The organism is Mycobacterium sp. 141, assembly GCF_000382405.1.
Lineage (GTDB): Bacteria > Actinomycetota > Actinomycetes > Mycobacteriales > Mycobacteriaceae > Mycobacterium.
Genome location: NZ_KB908263.1, coordinates 90,793 through 109,597, shown reverse-complemented (window position 1 = coordinate 109,597; position 18,805 = coordinate 90,793). Strand labels below are relative to the sequence as shown.

The 18,805-nt window shown below is 69.3% G+C and carries 17 protein-coding genes; 8 read left to right on the top strand and 9 right to left on the bottom strand.

Going from position 1 to position 18,805, the window contains the following annotated elements; translation table 11 throughout:
• Nucleotides 1-19: 19 nt before the first annotated feature.
• Nucleotides 20-922 carry an HAD family phosphatase gene (locus H276_RS0113855; RefSeq protein ID WP_019971909.1) on the bottom strand — a complete coding sequence of 301 codons (903 nt, stop codon included), beginning with the start codon at nt 920-922 and terminating at the stop codon, nt 20-22.
• Nucleotides 923-960: 38 nt separating this feature from the next.
• On the opposite strand from H276_RS0113855, the gene H276_RS0113850 reads away from it, so the two are divergent.
• From H276_RS0113850 to H276_RS0113815, 8 genes are all read left to right on the top strand, one after another.
• Nucleotides 961-1,245 carry a glutaredoxin family protein gene (locus H276_RS0113850; protein ID WP_019971908.1) on the top strand — a complete coding sequence of 95 codons (285 nt, stop codon included), beginning with the start codon at nt 961-963 and terminating at the stop codon, nt 1,243-1,245.
• Nucleotides 1,246-1,328: 83 nt separating this feature from the next.
• Complete coding sequence (locus H276_RS0113845) at nt 1,329-2,684, top strand: glutamyl-tRNA reductase (protein ID WP_019971907.1); 1,356 nt, start codon at nt 1,329-1,331, stop codon at nt 2,682-2,684.
• 24 nt (nt 2,685-2,708) lie between these two features.
• Nucleotides 2,709-3,641 carry a hydroxymethylbilane synthase gene (hemC, locus tag H276_RS0113840; protein ID WP_196807916.1) on the top strand — a complete coding sequence of 311 codons (933 nt, stop codon included), beginning with the start codon at nt 2,709-2,711 and terminating at the stop codon, nt 3,639-3,641.
• Nucleotides 3,638-5,317, top strand: coding sequence for a bifunctional uroporphyrinogen-III C-methyltransferase/uroporphyrinogen-III synthase (locus H276_RS0113835; RefSeq protein WP_026356980.1), 1,680 nt, complete (start codon nt 3,638-3,640; stop codon nt 5,315-5,317). The genes hemC and H276_RS0113835 overlap by 4 nt, the downstream gene beginning before the upstream one ends.
• Before the next feature lie 14 nt (nt 5,318-5,331).
• Nucleotides 5,332-6,312, top strand: a complete 981-nt coding sequence (gene hemB, locus H276_RS0113830) for a porphobilinogen synthase (RefSeq protein ID WP_026356979.1) — start codon at nt 5,332-5,334, stop codon at nt 6,310-6,312.
• A 15-nt stretch (nt 6,313-6,327) separates the two neighbouring features.
• Nucleotides 6,328-6,732, top strand: coding sequence for a YIP1 family protein (locus tag H276_RS0113825; RefSeq protein WP_026356978.1), 405 nt, complete (start codon nt 6,328-6,330; stop codon nt 6,730-6,732).
• A complete protein-coding gene (locus tag H276_RS0113820) occupies nt 6,701-7,198 on the top strand; it encodes a hypothetical protein (RefSeq protein WP_036461065.1) in 498 nt (165 codons plus the stop codon). The genes H276_RS0113825 and H276_RS0113820 overlap by 32 nt, the downstream gene beginning before the upstream one ends.
• The gene (locus H276_RS0113815; protein WP_019971901.1) at nt 7,195-7,425 is read left to right on the top strand and encodes a hypothetical protein; all 231 of its coding nucleotides are present in this window, start codon (nt 7,195-7,197) and stop codon (nt 7,423-7,425) included. The genes H276_RS0113820 and H276_RS0113815 overlap by 4 nt, the downstream gene beginning before the upstream one ends.
• Here the strand turns inward: H276_RS0113815 and H276_RS0113810 are convergent.
• From H276_RS0113810 to H276_RS0113775, 8 genes are all read right to left on the bottom strand, one after another.
• Nucleotides 7,422-10,253 (bottom strand): FAD-dependent oxidoreductase, encoded by a 2,832-nt coding sequence (locus tag H276_RS0113810; protein WP_019971900.1) that lies wholly within the window; start codon nt 10,251-10,253, stop codon nt 7,422-7,424. The two genes, H276_RS0113815 and H276_RS0113810, sit on opposite strands and share 4 nt — an antisense overlap.
• Nucleotides 10,250-10,651, bottom strand: coding sequence for a hypothetical protein (locus H276_RS0113805; RefSeq protein WP_019971899.1), 402 nt, complete (start codon nt 10,649-10,651; stop codon nt 10,250-10,252). Before H276_RS0113805 ends, H276_RS0113810 begins: the two co-directional genes overlap by 4 nt.
• Nucleotides 10,644-11,672 (bottom strand): hypothetical protein, encoded by a 1,029-nt coding sequence (locus tag H276_RS0113800; protein ID WP_019971898.1) that lies wholly within the window; start codon nt 11,670-11,672, stop codon nt 10,644-10,646. The genes H276_RS0113805 and H276_RS0113800 overlap by 8 nt, the downstream gene beginning before the upstream one ends.
• Nucleotides 11,669-11,935, bottom strand: a complete 267-nt coding sequence (locus tag H276_RS0113795) for a hypothetical protein (protein ID WP_019971897.1) — start codon at nt 11,933-11,935, stop codon at nt 11,669-11,671. The genes H276_RS0113800 and H276_RS0113795 overlap by 4 nt, the downstream gene beginning before the upstream one ends.
• A complete protein-coding gene (locus H276_RS0113790) occupies nt 11,932-12,393 on the bottom strand; it encodes a hypothetical protein (RefSeq protein ID WP_019971896.1) in 462 nt (153 codons plus the stop codon). Before H276_RS0113790 ends, H276_RS0113795 begins: the two co-directional genes overlap by 4 nt.
• Nucleotides 12,390-13,562, bottom strand: coding sequence for a polyprenyl synthetase family protein (locus H276_RS0113785; RefSeq protein ID WP_019971895.1), 1,173 nt, complete (start codon nt 13,560-13,562; stop codon nt 12,390-12,392). The genes H276_RS0113790 and H276_RS0113785 overlap by 4 nt, the downstream gene beginning before the upstream one ends.
• 7 nt (nt 13,563-13,569) lie before the next feature.
• Nucleotides 13,570-14,313 carry a hypothetical protein gene (locus H276_RS0113780; RefSeq protein ID WP_019971894.1) on the bottom strand — a complete coding sequence of 248 codons (744 nt, stop codon included), beginning with the start codon at nt 14,311-14,313 and terminating at the stop codon, nt 13,570-13,572.
• Between the two features lie 75 nt (nt 14,314-14,388).
• Nucleotides 14,389-18,717, bottom strand: coding sequence for an AAA family ATPase (locus H276_RS0113775; protein WP_026356976.1), 4,329 nt, complete (start codon nt 18,715-18,717; stop codon nt 14,389-14,391).
• Between the last annotated feature and the right edge of the window lie 88 nt (nt 18,718-18,805).

Here is an 18,805-nt window from a genome sequence, read left to right as displayed (position 1 = left end):
CGCCCCGCGCCCAGGTCGCTCAGCGAAAGTCGTGACGCCGCGAGGCCACCGCGGCCAGCGCACCACCGAGGGCGCCGAGGGCCAATGCCGAGGGCACCCCGATCCGGGCGGCCTTGCGCGCGGTGCGGAAATCGCGGATCTCCCAGCCGCGTTCGCGGGCCACGTCCCGCAGCGCGGCATCGGGATTGATCGCCACCGCCGTGCCCACCAGCGACAGCATCGGCACATCGTTGAAACTGTCCGAATAGGCCGTGCACCGGCGCAGGTTCAGGCCCTCGCGGATGGCCAGCGAGCGCACCGCGTGGGCCTTGCCCGCGCCGTGCAGGATGTCGCCCACCAGCCGGCCGGTGAACACTCCGTCGACCGACTCGGCGACGGTGCCCAGCGCGCCGGTGAGTCCGAGGCGTTTTGCGATGGTCTCTGCCAGCTCGTACGGAGTCGCGGTGACCAGCCACACCTGCTGGCCCGCGTCGAGGTGCATCTGCGCCAGCGCGCGGGTGCCCGGCCAGATTTTGTCGGCGATGATCTCGTCGTAGATCTCCTCGCCGAGCTCGGCGAGCTCGGCGGTGGACCGGCCTTCGATGAACGCAAGGGCCTTCTGTTTGCCCTCGGCGACGTCGTCGCTGTTCTCCTTGCCGGTGAGCTGGAACTTGGCCTGCGCGTAGACAATCCCGAGGATGTCGCTGTAGGTGAAGTACTTGCGCGCGGCCAGCCCCCGGGCGAAGTGCACCAGGGACGAGCCGTGCACCAACGTGTTGTCGACGTCGAAGAACGCCGCTGCGGTCAGGTCCGGCGGGGGCAGCGCCGTCGTGGTGCCTGTGCCGGATTCGGTCGCTTCGGTCTCCAGCTCGGTGACCGCCACCTCGGCGCTGGCCTCAGCAGCAAGCTCCTGGGGCGCATCGGCATTACCGGTCTCGGACACGGATTCACCCTAGGTCACGGAGCCCGGATACTGGCGGTGTGGAGCATCCGCATTCCGGCGTACCCGGCCGGCACACCGTGACGTTGCTGATCCGCGCGGGCTGCAGCCTGTGCGGATCAGCCGCCGAGCAGCTGGCCGCGTTGCGGGACGAGCTCGGTTTCGCGCTCGTGACCACCGACGTCGACGTCGAAGCCGCCGCGGGCGACACCTCGTTGCGGGCACAGTACGGCGACCTGCTGCCGGTGATCTTGCTCAACGGCGTCGAGCACGGGTACTGGGAGGTCGACGAGGCGCAACTGCGCGCGGATCTCGGCGCCACCTGAACGGAGCAGATTGCGCGCTGACTAGGTAAAATTTGGTGGCCGGGAGGTAAAACGTTTACCTTAGGTGATGTGGTGATGAAGCCGTGAGCGTGCTGCTGTTCGGAGTTTCGCACCGCAGCGCGCCGGTGTCCGTTCTGGAGCAGTTGAGCACGGACGAGGCCGACCAGACCAAGATCATCGACCAGGTTCTTCAGTCATCGCTGGTCACCGAGGCCATGGTCTTGTCCACCTGCAACCGCGTCGAGGTATACGCCGTGGTGGAGGCCTTCCACGGTGGCCTGTCGGTGATCGGTCAGGTGCTCTCCGAACATTCCGGGATGGGTCTTGGCGACCTGACCAAATACGCCTATGTGCGCTACGCCGAGGCCGCCGTCGAGCATCTGTTCGCGGTGACCAGCGGCCTGGATTCGGCGGTCATCGGGGAACAGCAAGTACTGGGCCAGGTGCGCCGCGCGTATGCCGCCGCCGAGGCCAATCACACCGTCGGCCGCACGCTGCACGAGCTCGCGCAACGGGCGCTGTCCGTCGGCAAGCGGGTGCATTCCGAGACTGGGATCGACGGCGCGGGCGCGTCCGTGGTCTCGGTCGCACTCGGCATGGCCGAGACCAAACTCTCCGGCGGGCTGGCCGGCCGCACCGCGGCCGTCGTCGGTGCCGGGTCGATGGGTGCGCTGGCCGGCGCACATCTGGTGCGTGCCGGCATCCAACGCGTCCACGTGGTCAACCGGTCGTTGCCGCGCGCCAAGCGCCTCGCCGCGACACTTACCGAACAAGGCGTCGAGGCGCACGCGCTGGGCCTCGAACACATCGCGGTGGCCCTGGCCGACGCGGACATCGTGGTGAGCAGCACCGGCGCCGTGCGTCCGGTGGTCTCGCTGGCCGATGTGCACCACGCGCTGGCGCAGCGCAACGCCGCTGGTCCCGAGCATCAAATGGTGATCTGCGACCTCGGCATGCCGCGCGATATCGACCCCGCCGTCGCCGGCCTGCCCGGCCTGTGGGTGGTCGACATGGACCGGATCCAGCGCGAGCCCACCGCTCGGGCCGCGGCCACCGACGCCGAGGCCGCCCGCACCATCGTCGCCACCGAGGTTGCCAACTATCTGGCCGGACAGCGGATGGCAGAGGTCACCCCGACTGTCACCGCGCTGCGGCAACGGGCCGCCGATGTGGTGGAGGCCGAGTTGCTGCGGCTCGACAACCGGCTGCCCGGGCTGGAAGCAGCCCACCGCGACGAGGTCGCCAAGACCGTGCGCCGGGTCGTCGACAAGCTGCTGCACGCCCCCACGGTGCGGGTCAAGCAGTTGGCCAGCGCACCTGGCGGGGACAGCTACGCCGAGGCGCTGCGAGAGCTGTTCGAGCTCGACCCGCAGGCTGTCGACGCGGTTGCGGCCAGCGAATTGCCCTTCATGACAACAGAACTCGATAAGTCTGAGTAAAGCTTGGTCAACTCTCCTGAAGCCATCCGGATCGGCACCCGGGGTAGCCTGCTGGCGACCACACAGGCCGGACACGTCAGAGACGCCTTGCTGGCCGCAGGTCATCCCTGCGAGCTGGTGATCATCTCCACCGACGGCGATCGTTCCAGCGCGCCGATTGCCGAGATCGGTGTCGGCGTGTTCACGGCAGCGTTGCGCGAAGCCGTCGACGATGGCCGTGTGGACATGGCCGTGCACTCCTACAAAGATTTGCCGACGGCGGCCGACGAGCGATTCGTCATCGCCGCGATCCCGCCCCGAGAAGACCCCCGCGACGCACTGGTGGCCCGTGGCGGTCTGGTGCTCGGAGAGTTGCCGGTCGGCTCGGTGATCGGCACCTCTAGCCCGCGGCGGGCGGCACAGCTTAGAGCACTGGGTCTCGGTTTGGAAATCCGCCCCCTACGAGGCAACCTAGATACCAGGTTGAACAGGGTTACGAGCGGTGATCTCGACGGCATCGTGGTCGCCCGGGCGGGTCTTTCCCGGATCGGACGGCTAGGCGTTGTCACCGAGACGCTCGAGCCGGTGCAGATGTTGCCAGCGCCGGCTCAAGGTGCGCTTGCGGTGGAATGCCGCGCCGGCGACACCGAGCTGATCGCAGTGCTCGCGCAGTTGGATGACGCCGACACGCGTGCCGCGGTTACCGCCGAACGGGTCCTGCTCGCCGAACTGGAGGCGGGCTGTTCGGCACCGGTGGGCGCGATCGCTGAAGTGGTCGAGTCGATCGATGAGGACGGCAATGTCTTCGAGGAGCTGTCGTTGCGCGGCTGCGTGGCGACGCTGGACGGATCCGACGTGATCCGTGCGTCCGGCATCGGAACTCCGGAGCGGGCCGCCGACCTTGGCGTCTCGGTCGCTGCGGAGCTTTTCGAACTGGGGGCACGCGAGCTGTTGGTAGAGCGCGGGAGTGAGACATGACCATGCGAGGCCGCAAGGCGAAGCCCGGCCGCATTACCTTCGTGGGTTCGGGGCCAGGGGATCCAGGCTTGTTGACAGCACGCGCGCAAGCCGTGCTGGCGCACGCCGAATTGGTCTTCACCGACCCCGATGTACCCGAAGCCGTGCTGGCGATGGTCGGCGCTGAGCTACCCCCGGCATCGGGGCCGGCGCCCGCCGAACCCGAGAAGTCCGCCGACGGCGCGGACGGTGCCGAGTCCACCGACGGCGCAGCGGCCGTCATCCCCGGGGGCCCGGAGATCCGGCCCGCGTTGGGTGACCCGGCCGAGGTGGCCAAGACGCTGGCCGCCGAGGCTCGCCACGGCTTCGACGTGGTGCGGCTGGTGGCGGGCGATCCGCTGTCGATCGATGCTGTGATCACCGAGATCGGTGCGCTGACCAAGACCCACCTGAACTTCGAGATCGTTCCGGGCCTGCCCGACACCACCGCGGTGCCCACCTATGCGGGTCTGCCGCTGGGTTCGTCGCACACCGTCGCCGACGTGCGCGGCGAGGTCGACTGGGCCGCGTTGGCAGCCGCACCCGGCCCGCTGATCCTGCATGCGACCGCATCGCACCTGCCGGATGCCGCCCGCACGCTGATCGAATACGGGCTGGCCGACACCACCCCCGCGGTGGTGACTGCCAACGGCACCACCTGCCTGCAGCGCTCGGTCGAGACCACGCTGGGCGGGCTGGTCGACAAGGGTGTACTGGAGAAGCAGGTCGCTTTGGACCCCGGAGCGCCCGCGGTCGCCGTGTCTGCACCGCTGGTCGTCACCATCGGCAAGACCGTCGCCAACCGGGCCAAGCTGAACTGGTGGGAGAGCCGCGCGCTGTACGGCTGGACCGTGCTGGTGCCACGCACCAAGGATCAGGCCGGCGAGATGAGCGATCGCCTCGTGGGCCATGGCGCGTCGCCGATCGAGGTGCCGACCATCGCGGTCGAGCCGCCGCGCAGCCCCGCGCAGATGGAGCGTGCGGTCAAGGGTCTCGTCGACGGCCGGTTCCAGTGGGTCGTGTTCACCTCGACCAACGCGGTGCGTGCGGTGTGGGAGAAGTTCAACGAGTTCGGCCTGGACGCCCGCGCGTTCTCCGGCGTCAAGATCGCCTGCGTCGGACAGGCCACCGCGGACAAGGTGCGCGCGTTCGGGATCAACCCCGAGCTGGTGCCCTCGGGTGAGCAGTCCTCGCTGGGCCTGCTCGACGAGTTCCCGCCCTACGACGAGATTTTCGATCCGGTCAACCGCGTGCTGCTGCCGCGGGCCGACATCGCCACCGAGACGCTGGCCGAGGGGCTGCGCGGACGTGGCTGGGAGATCGAGGATGTCACCGCCTACCGCACGGTGCGGGCCGCGCCGCCGCCGGCGCACATCCGCGAGATGATCAAGACCGGCGGATTCGACGCGGTCTGCTTCACGTCGAGCTCCACGGTGCGCAACCTTGTCGGCATCGCCGGCAAGCCGCACGTGCGTACCATCGTCGCCTGCATCGGGCCGAAAACCGCTGAAACCGCTGTGGAATTCGGATTGCGTGTCGATGTGCAGCCGGAGACCGCGGCGGTGGGACCGCTCATCGAGGCGCTTGCCGAGCATGCTGCCCGGCTGCGTGCGGAGGGGGCGCTGCCTCCGCCGCGCAAGAAGAGCCGTCGGCGTTAATCGGAGGCATTGCCGTGGCGTATCCAAGGCACCGGCCTCGCCGGCTGAGAAGCACCCCGGCCATGCGCCGACTGGTTGCGCAAACCTCGCTGGAGCCAAGGCATCTGGTGTTGCCGATGTTCGTCGCCGAAGGCATCTCCGAACCGCGGCCGATCTCCTCGATGCCGGGCGTGGTGCAGCACACCCGGGATTCGCTGCGCCGCGCTGCCGCTGACGCGGTCACCGCAGGCGTGGGCGGACTGATGTTGTTCGGGGTGCCGCGCGACGAAGCCAAGGATGCGGCCGGCTCGGCCGGCACGGATCCGGACGGCATTCTCAACGTGGCATTGCGTGATCTCGCCAAGGATCTCGGTGATGCCACGGTGCTGATGGCCGACACCTGCCTCGATGAGTTCACCGATCACGGCCACTGTGGCGTCTTGGACGGGTCGGGCAGCGTCGACAACGACGCCACCAACGCGCGATACATAGAACTCGCTGTGGCACAGGCGAATTCGGGTGCCCACGTGGTGGGTCCGAGCGGCATGATGGACGGTCAGGTGGCCGCTATCCGGGACGGACTCGACGAGGCCGGGCACACCGGTGTCGCGATCCTGGCCTACGCCGCGAAATTCGCCTCGGCGTTCTACGGCCCGTTCCGGGAAGCGGTGTCGTCCAGCCTGGACGGCGATCGGCGTACCTACCAACAGGATTCGGGAAACATCCGCGAAGCTGTCCACGAGATCGAGCTCGACATCGACGAGGGCGCCGACATGGTGATGGTCAAGCCCGCGATGAGCTACCTCGACGTGGTACGCGCGGCCGCCGACATCTCACCGGTACCGGTTGCGGCCTACCAGATCTCCGGTGAGTACGCGATGATCAGCGCCGCTGCGGCCAACGGTTGGATCGATCTTCAGGCCGCCGCGCTGGAGTCGTTGATCGGGATCCGGCGGGCCGGCGCCGACATCGTGCTGACCTATTGGGCGGCCGATGTGGCCGGATGGCTGGCCTGAACAGGCCACCCGGCAATGCCTTCACCGCCATCATCATCCCGACAGCAGCCGCCGCCTCGGCCGCTGCGCGCCACCATCGCGTTCAGTTGCTGGCTTGCCGCATCCGTGTTGTTGATCGTCGGCGGCCTGATCGCCGCGTCCGTGTCCTGGCCCGGCACCGTGAACACCTTCTATCGCGGTTCGGGCGTACTCACCGTGATCATCGGTGCCGCGATGGCGTTCTTGGCCGGTCGCAGCCGAGGCGGTGACCCCCGGTTTCGTCGGGCCGCGATGGCGCTGGCGTTGACAGCCGCCGCGCTGATCGCGATCGCGGCGGCGTTCAGCTTCGTTCCGGTGCACCTGCTGACCCTGGCCGGGGTGATCCTGTTGATCGTCGGCACCGCGCTGAATGTCCAGACCTCCAAGGGTGCCGGTGGCTGACGAATCCGTACCGCAGCGACTGTTCTACGAACCGGGCGGCAACTGGCTGTGGTTGCTGCTCGGGCCGTTCGCGGCGATCGGCGTAGGGCTGCTGCAGATGACCGGCGGCTACGGGCGTGACCCGTGGATTCCACTGTTGTTCCTGGCCCTGGTGTCCGGGTTTGTCGCCATCCAGATCAAGGCGGCCCGGATCCACACCTCGGTGGAGCTGACCAAGGACACCCTGCGGCAGGGAACCGAGAAGCTCGACCTGGGCGATGTCGTCAAGATCTATCCCGAGGCCAGCGGCGCCGAGGCGCCGAGGTGGCAGTCCGCCCGGGCGCTCGGCGAGCTGACGGGCGTGCCCAAGGGCCGGAGGGGCATCGGGCTCAAACTGGCCGGCGACCGGACCGTGCAGGCGTGGGCACGCAGGCATCGACAGCTGCGCGGACAATTGGCTCTGTTGATCGAGGAGCGCACGCCATGAAGATCCGAGCCGTGGTCGAATTGCTGGTGGCGGTCGCTGCCGCCGCAGGGTGCGTGGTGAGCTGGCTGGCGGCCGGCACCACCGTGGACGTTGCACCGATCCTGCCCGACGAACCGTCGACCACCTCGGTCGTCCATTCCGCCCCGCTGCTGGTGCTGGCGTTGCTGCTGGCGATCGTCGCCGGGGTGCTCGCCGTGCTCGGTATCGCACGGTTGCGCCGCGGCTAGCGGTCCGGGTCCAGCCACCCGGTTTCGGCGATCCCCGGGTACGACGGCTGCGGTGTGTTTGCCTCGGACGCGCTGGAGTAGAGCGACCGGGGTGCGGGCGGGGCGGGGGAGTTCTCGGCCTCGGTGAACCGGTGATATGCCGACCCGACGGGGTGTTGCGGCGGCGGTACCGATGGTGTCTGCGGTGCAGGGTCTTGGCGGGACTGTGCCGGTTGGGGTACGCGCCGCGGCCGACCCGTCGCAGTGGTCTGGATCCCGTAGTCGTCGGCAGGTGCGACGACCTCCTCACCGGAATACGACACCGAGCTAGCAGGCGGCCCATCGCCCTCGGTCGGCCGTCCCGTGGCCTCGCCCACCGTCTGTTCCAGGTAGCGCCGCCAAGCCTGCAGATAGGTCAGCAGTTGTTGGGTGTAGTCGGTCGGCGAGGCCGGGAGGGGCAGGCCGGCCGGGGAAGGCAGCGAACCACCCGGCCCCCCGAGCCCGGCCTGCTGTAGGTACTGCCGCCAGGACTGCAGATAGCTGAGCAACTGCAGACCGGGATCGGGCGGCATCGTCGGCTGAGTCATCGGTTGGCCTCCCGGAATCGGCGGGACGGGGGTGAGCGGCGGCGGTGTGACGGTGTCCAGCGGGTGCGGCAGCGCCTCCTGGCAGTACTGTCCGTCGAGGATGCGCAGCGGGCGCGCATCGGCGGGCTCGCGATTCTCGATGTCGAAGACATAGCAGTAGTCGCCGGCCGGGGACGGCATCCGGACCGGGCTGGAGTAGCCCTGGTCGAGGAAGTCGTAGGGGAACCGCCAGTCGAGTGTGGTGTTATCCCGGTGGTCGGCGCCGCCGGATGCAACCCAGATGTAGTGGTCGAGGATGGCGTTGACGGCGTGGCGCCCCGATTCGCATGCCGCCTCCATCGACGTCATCCGCGTGAACGTCCTGGTCCAGGTGCCCGCGAACACCACCGAGTTGTGATGCACCTGGTAGCCACCGTGGCGGGCCTGCCAGACGTTGCGTTCCCGCAGATCCGCCAGCCACCGCTCCTCGGTCGGTCGGGAACCCCACGACCCGCCGTGCGGGTTCCACGGGTCCGCGCCGGGCCGGTTCTCCCAGTCCCCGACGATCGGGACGAGGTACGGCGTCTCGTTGCGCACCGCCTTGCCGTGCCCCTGGCCGGGGCCGTTGCCCATCACCAGGCCCCGGTCGAGTGCGTACCACGTGGGCCACGGCATCAGCGCCTCGGCGACGTTGTCGACGTCGCTGGTCAGTGCGTACACGATCTGACGCCACACCTCGGTGGCGATCTCGTCGGCCGTGCAGTCGCGGGCCGCCTTGCCGCGCCCGGACTCGTCGAGGAGGTGCCGCGACGGGGTGTTGAAATCGCCGATGTCGACCGAGAGCACCGAGACGTGGCCGTCGCGCGCCAGGGTCGGCCGGCGTTCCCACAGGCCGTGCTGGTTGATCGACGACAGCGCCCACTCCGTGCCCGAGTAGTACATGTGCCCGCGCAGCAGCTGGAATTCGGTGTCGAAGTAGTACTGGATGCCGCCGAGCGTCTGGAACCGGTCCCACGGCACCCGGCCCATCTCGTCCATGGCGTACGGGTCGCGCCGGGCCTGCGGGCGCGTTTCCCCGGGCTCCAGGGGACCGCCGCTCGGCGGGGCCGACGTGGTGAACCCGTCGAGCCCGGCCACGGTGCCGCCCGTGCCGGCCGCCCGCAGTGCCGCGGTGATCTGCTCGGCGGCGGGGGCGTCGACCGCGACGACGGTGTAGTCCGGCGCCAACCGGGTGCCGTCGGACAGCGTCACCTGCACGCGCGGGCGCCGGTGCGGCGGCTGGGCCGGGTCGGATGCGGGTGGTTCCAGCCGGCCGACGCCGGCCCGGACGAAGCGGACACCGAGCTCGACGAGGTGGCGGTGCCAATGGTCGAACCACGCCTCGGTGGTGGGGCCGTTGAGCACCCCGTCGGCCTTGTTGTCGCGCCGGTCCATCTGCAGCTGGAGCTGCAGATACGTGGTCAGGTTGGTGCGGGCATCGCCCCAGCGGGTGTCGAAGGCCGCCAGTACGCGCGGCATCTCCAGCAGCAGGGAGTCGAAGCGCGACGAGTAGGAGAACCGGGGCTGCTCTGCCGTGTCGTCGCGCCCGACGAAGAAGTCGTATGCCGACAGGTTCTGCAGTTCGGCGGCCCGGCGCAGCGGACTTGTGACGAGGTAGCGCACGAGCCTGCTGATGAACCGGTCGATGTCCGACGCGGTGAAGCCCAATTCGGTGAGTTGTCCGATGATCGTGAGGAACTCGGCTGGGGTGCGTGGCGCCTCGCGCGGGAACACCAGCGACGGCTTGCCGTCCACGGTGGTGCCCTGCGTGACGACGCGCCGGACGTTGTCCATGATGGTTCGCGACGTGTGGACCCAGTCGGCCGTGCCGCCGGGCGCGTCGATGCGCTGGTAGACCGGGATGCGTTGGAACAGATCCCAGGTGTGCAGGTAGTAGGCCGGGAAGAAGCGGAAGCCGTGTTCACCGGCGACGGCCCGCGTGGGTGGGCGAGGTTCGCCGCGGCGGCCCGGGAAGGGCCGCAGTTCGGCGGCGCTGCCGTCGTGCGTGCCCACTGTCGAGTACTGCGAGGCGGCCAAACCACCTAGCTTGACGGGCGGATACGTGTCCGCCGGCGCGGTGCCCAGCCCGGCGCGTTCGTCGACACGCGGCTCGTACACCGTGACGTCGAAACCGCGCTGCGCCAACTCGTGCGCGGCGGTAAGCCCCGCGATGCCGGCGCCGAGGACCGCGACGGTCGGGCGCCGCGGGCACGACGCGGGTGTGGTGATGACCTCGCCCGTCACGACACTCCCTCCCGCAGCGCGGACAGCAGCCCCGGCACCGACGGCGCCCGGACCGCGGCGTGCACATAGGCCAGCAGGGTGTCGTGCACCCGCAGGATGTCATCGAGCGAGCCCGCGACGGTCACCGCACCCGCCTGCACGGCGTCGTGCAAGCCCATCCTGGCGTCGAGCACATCGAGTATCGCGACGCGCGACGTGGTGATGCGCGGCCCGGTGGCAGCCGGCCCATCGGATATATCCAGGTGCTGGCCGCCGCACAGCGAGAACTGCTCCCCGTCGACGTCGAGGGTGACCACCAGCGGCCCGAGCCGGTCGAGCACCAGTCGGTAGCTCGCGGGCACCTCGTCTGCGAGATGACCGACCGACCGCCGCAGCAGCGCCGCCACCGGCTCACCCATGGAGAAACTCGACCACGCCGGTACCGGTGAAGTCGATCGATTCGCCGTTGATCGTTCCGCGTATCCGGGCCGTGCCGTCCGCCTCGCACAGCACGGTCGAGCCTTGGAGGTCGACCTCGCTGGGCTGTGCCAGCCGTGCGTACGACCGAGGCCGGAACTCGGCGTGCACCGTGTCGCCCGCCCGGGTCGCGCTGATCTCCACCCGGTCCGGGACGCCCGGCACGTCGCCGTCGACCAGTAGCCCCATGGGCGGCGGCAGGGTGCAGTCGGGCGCCCGGCCGAGCCGGCCTGACGCGCGCATTTGCAGCTGCGCGTGCCGAAAGATCGCGGCGGGCTGGTCGTGGTGCCATACGTATAGCGCCTGCGACTGGAAATGCAGCCGGTGCCGGTCGGTCATCTGCAGGAAGACCAGAGACCACGGGTCGTCGGGCTCGGCGGGCAGGATCGTGCCCCACGTCCAGCCGAAGTCGTCGCCCCACCGGAATCGGCCCCAATTGTGGTCGTGATAGGCCAGATCGGACTCCATCCGATGCTCGCGGTCCGCGATGCGCAGCCACCCGTCGGCCCGCAGCCGCGGCACGAACAGCCACGACATCCGGCCTTGTCCCACCGGCTGGTTGTTGACGGCGAACGGCCTACTGACCGGGGTGAGCCGCAGTTCTCCTCGGATACCGGGCAGGTCTCGGACACCGGGCAGGTCGATGAGCAACTCGTAGCCGTCGGGCCCCACGGTCATCCGGTTGCCGCCTATGGTCAGCACACCCAGATCTGCCGAGACGTCCGTGGCGCTCTCTCCGAAGCGCTCGACGGCGCCGGTCCAATGCTGGTCGTGGGCGATGACTATGACGCGTGGTGCCATGCGGGACCCGGTGCCCTGCGTGTCCTCGCACGTCAGACTGAAGTTGATGAGGAACCGCCCGGCACGGCCGTGGACCACGAAGTGTTGCCATTCCTTGAACCCTTCGGGCTGCGCGGCGGCCAGCACCGGCGCACGCAGGAAATCACTGCCCGCCAGGGTCATCGCAGCCAGCTCGCAGACAAGTCGGGTGCCGCATCAGCCGGACCAGGAGGTGCAGCCGGTGCGGGTGGGGCCAGCCGTTCCACCCGGTCGCCCAGAGCCGCGAGCCCGAGCAGCACGTGCACGAAGTCGTCGGGCTCGCCCGGCGCACCGCCGCCGGTGGCGAGCTCGCGCACGAGTCGGCCGAGGCCGGCCAGGCCCACCAGGTAGTCGATGAGGCCGGCGTGTTCAGCCAGTGCGGCACGCGGATCGGTCAGCTCCGTCACGCGAACCCCTCGGGACGCAACCGGGCCAGCACCGGGTCGTCGGTGCGCGCCGCGCCGATGATCGCGTCGGCCAGCAGCTCCGCCCACGCGGTCGGGGCGGCCGCAGGCGGGGCGGGGCCGTCGAGCACGTTGAGGCTCGCGGTCTCCCACACCCGCCGGAGGTTCTCGACCGTCTCGGAGGCCGTCAGTGCGTCCCGCAGCCGCGCCCCTTCGGGCGTCTGGGCGTACCGGCGGCCCTCGGCCACGAGCAGGTCGTGTACGCCGCGCGCGGCGGCGGGGCTGCCGAGCACCGCACGTCGGGCTCCGAGCAGCAGCTCGAACACCGCGCGCTCGGTTCCGGCGGCGTCCTCCGGCGGCTCGGGAAGCAGCTGGGGTGCGCTGCGCTCGACGAGATCCAGCGTCAGCGCCCGGATCCGCTCCAACTCGGCCAGCATTCCGACCAGGGTCTCGGGCGTCATCGCGTGCGTCCGTGCACATAGTCGACCAGGCCGGCGAGCATGTCCCGGTGCTGACTCGGCGGCAACCAGTCGAGGCCGCTCAGCGCATTCGCTGCGTCCTGCGCGTGGCGGGCCGCGACCGCGCGGGCGTGGTCGAGCGACCCGGTCTGGTGCATCAGCCGATACAGCCAGCGGATGTCGTCGAGCGTCTTGGACTCGCCTTGCCGGGGTCGCAGTGCCTGCGCGGTGATCGCGTCGCGCCCGACGGGGGAGAGTTCGCCGCGGGCGGTGAGCCGGTCGAGCAGATCGGCAAGCCCCAGTTCACCGGCCGCGCTCGGGCGCCGTTTCGCCAGGATCCGCACGGCGCGCTCCCGGTCGTCGGGGTCGGCGCGGCGGAGCGCGTGCAGCAGCATCAGCGTCCGCTTGCCCTCCCACAGATCGCCGCCGATCTCCTTGCCGTAGTCCTGCGGATCGGCGCGCAGGTTCAGCAGATCATCGGTGATCTGGAACGCCGCCCCGAGATGTCGGCCGAGGATTTCAAGGGGCCCCAGTCGGTCCGGCCCGCCTCCGGCGGCGATCACCCCGGCCTGCAGCGGTGTGATGAACGAATACCAACTCGTCTTGAGCTCCACCATGTGCAGGTAGTCGGTGTCGGCCAGCTGCCAGACGTTGGACCGTACCCACTGCAGCTCGATCGCCTGCCCCTCGACGGTCTGCCGGGTCATGTGCGCGACGGCGCGCAGGATGCGCAGCGCGGGCCCCAAGCCGATGCGTTCGACGTTGTCGAGCAGCGGCTGCAGCGACAGTGACAGCATGGCGTCACCGACGTTGACCGCGATGGGGATGCCGTGGTCGATGTGCAGGGTGGGGTGCCCGCGCCGCTGCCACGAATCGTCCTCGATGTCGTCGTGGATGAGGAACGCGTTGTGGTACAGCTCCAGCGTCGCCGCGGTCGGCAGGATCGCCTCGAGATACCCGCCCAACCCCAGGCACGTCGCGATGCTCAAGGCCGGTCGCAGCGCCTTCCCGCCGCGCAGTGGGTAGTCGAGGATGAGCTCACGCAGTCCGCTGGCGCCGTGCTCACCGCTGCCGTAGAGACGTTCGATCTCACCGTCGCAGGCATCCTTGCACCGGGCGAGATAGTCATCGAGCCCCGACGTTCGCGGAGGCGGTTCAGCGACGGCCGGCACTGGCGCGTCAGAAAGAGATACCGACGACACCGCCCGGGTCCTTGATCCGCAGCGCGTACCGGATTCGCACCGCGAGTTCGATTTCGCCGTCCGAGTTTTCACCGATGACCTCAAGGCTGGGCGCCACGGCGACGGCGACGTCCACCGGTTCCTCGCCAGGCGACGCCGTCGCGGCAGCGCCGTGGGCGATCCGCTGCCGACGGCCCAGCAAGAGCATGTCGATTCCCTCGACGCGGTACAGCGCGTTGACACCGGCGGCCTTGAGCACGGCCTCGGCCACGTCTTCTCCGCTCTCCAGGCGATTGAGCTTCTTGAGTCCGTCGGTGTTGGTCAACAGACATGACGGCGCGCGGTAACCGGCGTTCTCCACCCGCGCGCGGGCGTCGATCAGTGTGTCCAATAGGGCCGCAGTGGTATCGCTCGCCAGGCTCAGCGGATTGGCGTCCGCGCCGTTGAGCTTTGCCAGGATTGCGGTGTCGATGTTCGCGGCGAGTTCGACGGTCTTCGCCGTCAGCACGGCCAGCAACGGATCCGGCGTCGGCGCACCCGCCTGGGCGAGCGTCACGGCGAATTTCTCGTTGGTGGTGACAACCTCCAGGGAGCCCGGCGGGACGGTGTCGCTACGGACCCAGGTCTGGCCGGGATTGCCGGTGTCCCAGTGGGGGATTGCCTGCCAGGCGACGCTCGTCTGTTCGAATGTCTCGCGTACGGCCCGGTCGGCCACGGCCAACCGCTCGGCGCTCAGATACATGGGCTGCGACCCCCTCGACGAATGTGGTCCAAATCATGGCAGAGGAACCGGGCCGTCGAGGTGCGATTGGCGTAGCTACTTCTGCGCGAGCTCGACCTCCTGACCAGGCGACATGTCGCCGCGGTCCACGGCATCGCAGTGCGCGAGGTGCAGTGTTGCCACGGTGTCGTCGGGCAGCAGCAGGCGGCACTTCTCGAATACCGCCCGCGCCTGTGCGGCCTCGCCGGCATCGAACAATCCGAACGCTTCGTCGAACATCGGCTGCGCACTGCGTTTCGCCTCCCGCAGCGGCGGCGGATCCTCGTCGTACACCTCGTAGATCGTCACGGGCCTGCGCCGGTTGACCACCATCACCCGTTCCATCCGGCGGATGTCGAACTGCTCGCGCGCCGCGAGCCGGGTGTAGGTCGCATCCGAGATGAGCAGCGCGGTGCCGTAGCGCTTGTTGGTGCTCTCGATGCGTGCCGCGACGTTCACGGCGTCCCCGATGATCGTCAGGACCATGCGGTTGACCCCGCCGACGAGGCCGACTCCGACCGGGCCGGTGTTGATGCCGATTCCGACCTGCAGCTCTTCCGAACCCCGCGCGAGCCGGTCGGAGTTGTGCTCGCGCAGCGAGCGCAGCATGGCCAGCCCGCCGCGCACCGCGTCGTCCTCGGACTCGAAGACCGCAACGATCTCGTCCCCGCGGACATCCTGGATCATGCCATTGCAGCTGATGATCGGCAGTTCGACGGCCCGTAGGAAACCCATCGCCAGGTTGCTGGCGTCGGAGACGTTCATGTCTTCCAAAAGTGTTGTGTAGCCCCGGATATCGGAGATCAGGACGGTCATCTGGCGTTCGACGCGATAGCCGTTGTGGACCCGGCGCAGATCATCGATGTCGAGGATGCGCAACAGCTCGTTGGGCACGAACTTCGACTGCGCGTCCATCAGTGAGCGGCGGTACTCGTCGGCCGCCTGTAATTGCGCCTCCAACTTGAAGTTCCACATGGGAGCGGCCGCCTGATCGCACACGAAGGACACCGCCTCCTCGTGATGCGGACCGAAATGCCGTGCAGGGTCGCCATGTTCGACGTAGATCATGCCGATAATGTTGTCCTGCACCCGGATTGGCGCGGCCAGGATCGACGGTACCGGGCGGCGCTGCCCGGTGGGCCCGGGCCGCCGCGTGGAATCGGCGGCGACGATCAGCGGAGTACCGCAGTCGACGACGCGGCGCACCAAGTTGCGGTCGTAGGGCACCTCGGTCCACGGTCCGTCGACGGTCGTGATCCCGCCTTCGTCGAGGACGGCCCGCACCATGAGATGTTCGGGCTCACCGGTGAACAACAGGACCCGGTTGGCACCCGTGGTGTCGGCAACCGTGCGCAACACGATGTTGGCCAGGCTGTCGGCGTCGCGAGCCGCGGACAGGGCACGCACCAGATGGTGGGCGCCGGTCGGGTCGATCCCCACCGAGTCCGGTGCGACGAGGTCGCGGCTGAGCAGCCACGGGTAGGTGCGGGCCAGCCGCTCGGTGCGCAACGTCAGCCCCAGGGTGCAGAAGCGCTGATACGCCATGCGCAGCATGTGCTCGCTGAGCCGGTTGCGGCCGGTCTCGGCGTAGAGCGCGGCGGCCTCCTCGTAAGCCGCGGCGGCAATCAACGGCAGCTGGTGCTCGTCGGCCTGTTCCATTGCCCGGTGCAGGGCCATCTCGGCGGTGCGGTGCCGGCCTCGTGCCCGCGCCCAGGTGCCCTCGATCAGCGCGTAGGGCGCTGCATAGTTGGCCGGGGATTCCGCCGCCCACTTGCGGTGCAGCGCCAGTGTGCGGTGCGCGCACCGGCGGGTCGAGTGTGTGTCCGGTGCGACGTGGATGCGGCTCAGCGCGTTCACCATATGGACCAGTTGCGCGATGGCGGTGCCTTGCATGCCGCCGATGTGCTCGATCGCGTCGTCGGCGACCTCGACCGCCCCGGCGTAGTCACCGGCCCAGAAGTGCAGTCCCAGCCGCATGGTCGCAGCCGCGCCGAGGGCGACCTCGTCGCCCTCGCGCCGGGCCGCGGGCAGCGCCACCCGCTCGTCGTAGCCGCTCTCACCGGCCAGCAGGTACGGATCCTCGCTGCGCCCCATCAGGTTGAGGCAGATCTGCTGGACGGCCTGGCACAGGCGGCGCGGTACCGGTTGCGACCAGATCTCCGGGATCACGGTCTGGGCCAGTTCGTCGATCTCGGCCAGCGGGCGGCCGATCCAGAAGTACTGCGACAGCAGGACGGCGCCGAGGAATCCGGCGTACTCCTGGTCACCGTGGTCGAGTGCCTCGGTCACCGCGTCGCGCAGCTGACCGAAGCCGTCGCGCAGATGGTGGCGCCAGTGCCGGATGAAGTTCAGGTGCATGAACAGCGTTTCCGGCCGGGCGTCGCGGAACTCGGGCCGGTCGGTGAGCAGCAGGGCTGTCTCGCCGAACCGTTGCGCACCCGCCGGGTCGCCGGTCATCACCAGCAACACGCCGTAGCTGACCAGCACCAGCGGCAGTGATGGCGTGTGGCCGTGCGCCAGCGTCAGCTCGAGCTGCTTGCGCACGATGAGCGGAAACAGGTTGGGCCGCGCGAGGTAGGACAGGCTGCGCAGTTCGGCGAGGGTGCGTTGGATCTCCACCACACGCCGGTCCGCACAGGGGGACAGCTGCAGGAACTGTTCGGTGGTCCAGTGCCGCACCATGAATCGTGTCCGCACCAACGCGTTGGCCATCCGCGGTTTGCCGGCGTCGTGGGGTAGTGACTCGCCGAGCTCGTCGAGAGCGCCCAGCCCGATGTCGAGCGCCTCCTGCAGCCGGTTCCGCGCCACCCGTCCCTTGAGTCGCAGGTAGGCGAGCCGGCTGCGGTCGGCCGGTTCGCGCAACGCGGTCTCGGCCTCGTCGAGCAGCGCGTGCAGCGTCGTCACGTCCCCCACCAGCAGCGCGGCATCGGCAGCCTCGAGCTGCAGTTCTCGGGTCAGCTCGAAATGCCGGACCCAGCGGGTCGCGCCGAGGAGGTCGAGTCCGTTGCGGCAGTACGTCAGCGCCAGCGGGAACGACGCCTGTGCCCTCGCCTTGCGGGCCGCCTGCCGCAGCACGTCGACGAACCGGATCCGCTCGTCGTCGTCAGCCAGTCCGAGGCCGCCGATGCCGACGTGACGCGCGGCCTCGAACAGTCGCTCGTCGCCTTGTTCGACGAGGCGCCGACCGATCCGCAGGTGCGTCTCCCGCGCTGCGTCGGCGGAGAGGTCTTCGCGCGCCGCCTCGGCCACGCGGTCGTGGCTGAACCGGTACCGGGCGTCGTGGCTGATCGTGTTGGCGATCCGCTGGCCGCGACCGTCGACGGCTTCGAGCAGACGCAGCTCCAGGGCCGACCACAGCGCCTGGGCCACGACATCGGTGGGCTGCGCAGCCGCCACCGTCGCGTCGGCGAGGTCGAACTCGCCGCCGATGCAGGTCAGTGCGCTGAGCAAGGCGCGATCCGTCGGCCGCAGCTGGTCGAGGTAGCGGTTGAGGAACTCGGCGGCAGAGTCGGTGACCTCGATCGAGCTCAGCACTCGCAGGTCCCAGCTGGGCCGTCCGCTCATACCGACCGGGGTGAGCGCGCCTTCCCGTTGCGCGCGGTAGAGCAGCTGGCGGACCTGCAGCGGATTGCCGCCGGTGCGGTGGTGGAACTCGGCGGCCACATCGGCGAGCTCGACGGCGGGGCCGCACACGCCTGCCAGCAGTTCTTCGACGGTTTCGCAGGACAGCGGCGCGAGCCGGATGGTGGACAACCCCGTCGGGGGCAGGCCCGCCACGTTGGGGTCGAATTCGCCGGCCCGGTGCGCGCCGAGGACCAGCACGTTGCGCACCGATACCGCGAGCAGTTCTGCGAGCATCAGCAGGGAGTCGTGATCGGCCCACTGCAGATCATCGATCGCCAGCACCACCGGGCGGTACGAGGCGGTTTCGGAGATCAACCGGATGGCGGCGCGGTGCAACCGGCGGCGAGGATCGGCAGCCTCGCGGTCGGTGAACGCCGGCCGCTGACCGAGCACCTCGGTCAGGTCCGGCACGAGCTCGGACAGCACGCCCGACAGCGCCGACATCCCGCTGGCGAGATCGGCACGCCAGCTGTCCCGTTCTGCCGGACCGGTGGTCTCCATGGTGTGCACGATCGCGCTGAACGCTTCGCCCAATGCCGCGTACGGTGCCGGCGCACCGTCGCGGCATCGCCCGTAGGCGAAGACACAGTCGCGTTGGGCGACCTCGGCGCCGAACGCCTGCACAAGGGTCGATTTGCCTACTCCGGGGGCGCCGCTGACCAGGACATATCGGCCGCCGTTGCGTTCGGCATCGGCGATGGCCGCGCGGAGTTCAGCAGACTCCGCGGCCCGTCCGACGACGCGGCCGTCGAGGTCGAGCACCGGAGCGGTCACGGCCACCGTTCCTTCCGCCCCCAAACAAAATGTGCACTCATCGTAGTGAGCCGTGGCCCGGCGGAGTGCGACGATG

Excerpts from the sequence above, each read along its gene's own strand:
- H276_RS0113780 (WP_019971894.1), bottom strand. The coding sequence starts at position 14,313 with ATGTATCTGAGCGCCGAGCGGTTGGCCGTGGCCGACCGGGCCGTACGC.
- H276_RS0113825 (WP_026356978.1), top strand. The coding sequence starts at position 6,328 with ATGCCTTCACCGCCATCATCATCCCGACAGCAGCCGCCGCCTCGGCCG.
- H276_RS0113835 (WP_026356980.1), top strand. The coding sequence starts at position 3,638 with ATGACCATGCGAGGCCGCAAGGCGAAGCCCGGCCGCATTACCTTCGTG.
- H276_RS0113805 (WP_019971899.1), bottom strand. The coding sequence starts at position 10,651 with ATGGGTGAGCCGGTGGCGGCGCTGCTGCGGCGGTCGGTCGGTCATCTC.
- H276_RS0113800 (WP_019971898.1), bottom strand. The coding sequence starts at position 11,672 with ATGACCCTGGCGGGCAGTGATTTCCTGCGTGCGCCGGTGCTGGCCGCC.
- H276_RS0113815 (WP_019971901.1), top strand. The coding sequence starts at position 7,195 with ATGAAGATCCGAGCCGTGGTCGAATTGCTGGTGGCGGTCGCTGCCGCC.
- H276_RS0113820 (WP_036461065.1), top strand. The coding sequence starts at position 6,701 with ATGTCCAGACCTCCAAGGGTGCCGGTGGCTGACGAATCCGTACCGCAG.
- H276_RS0113790 (WP_019971896.1), bottom strand. The coding sequence starts at position 12,393 with ATGACGCCCGAGACCCTGGTCGGAATGCTGGCCGAGTTGGAGCGGATC.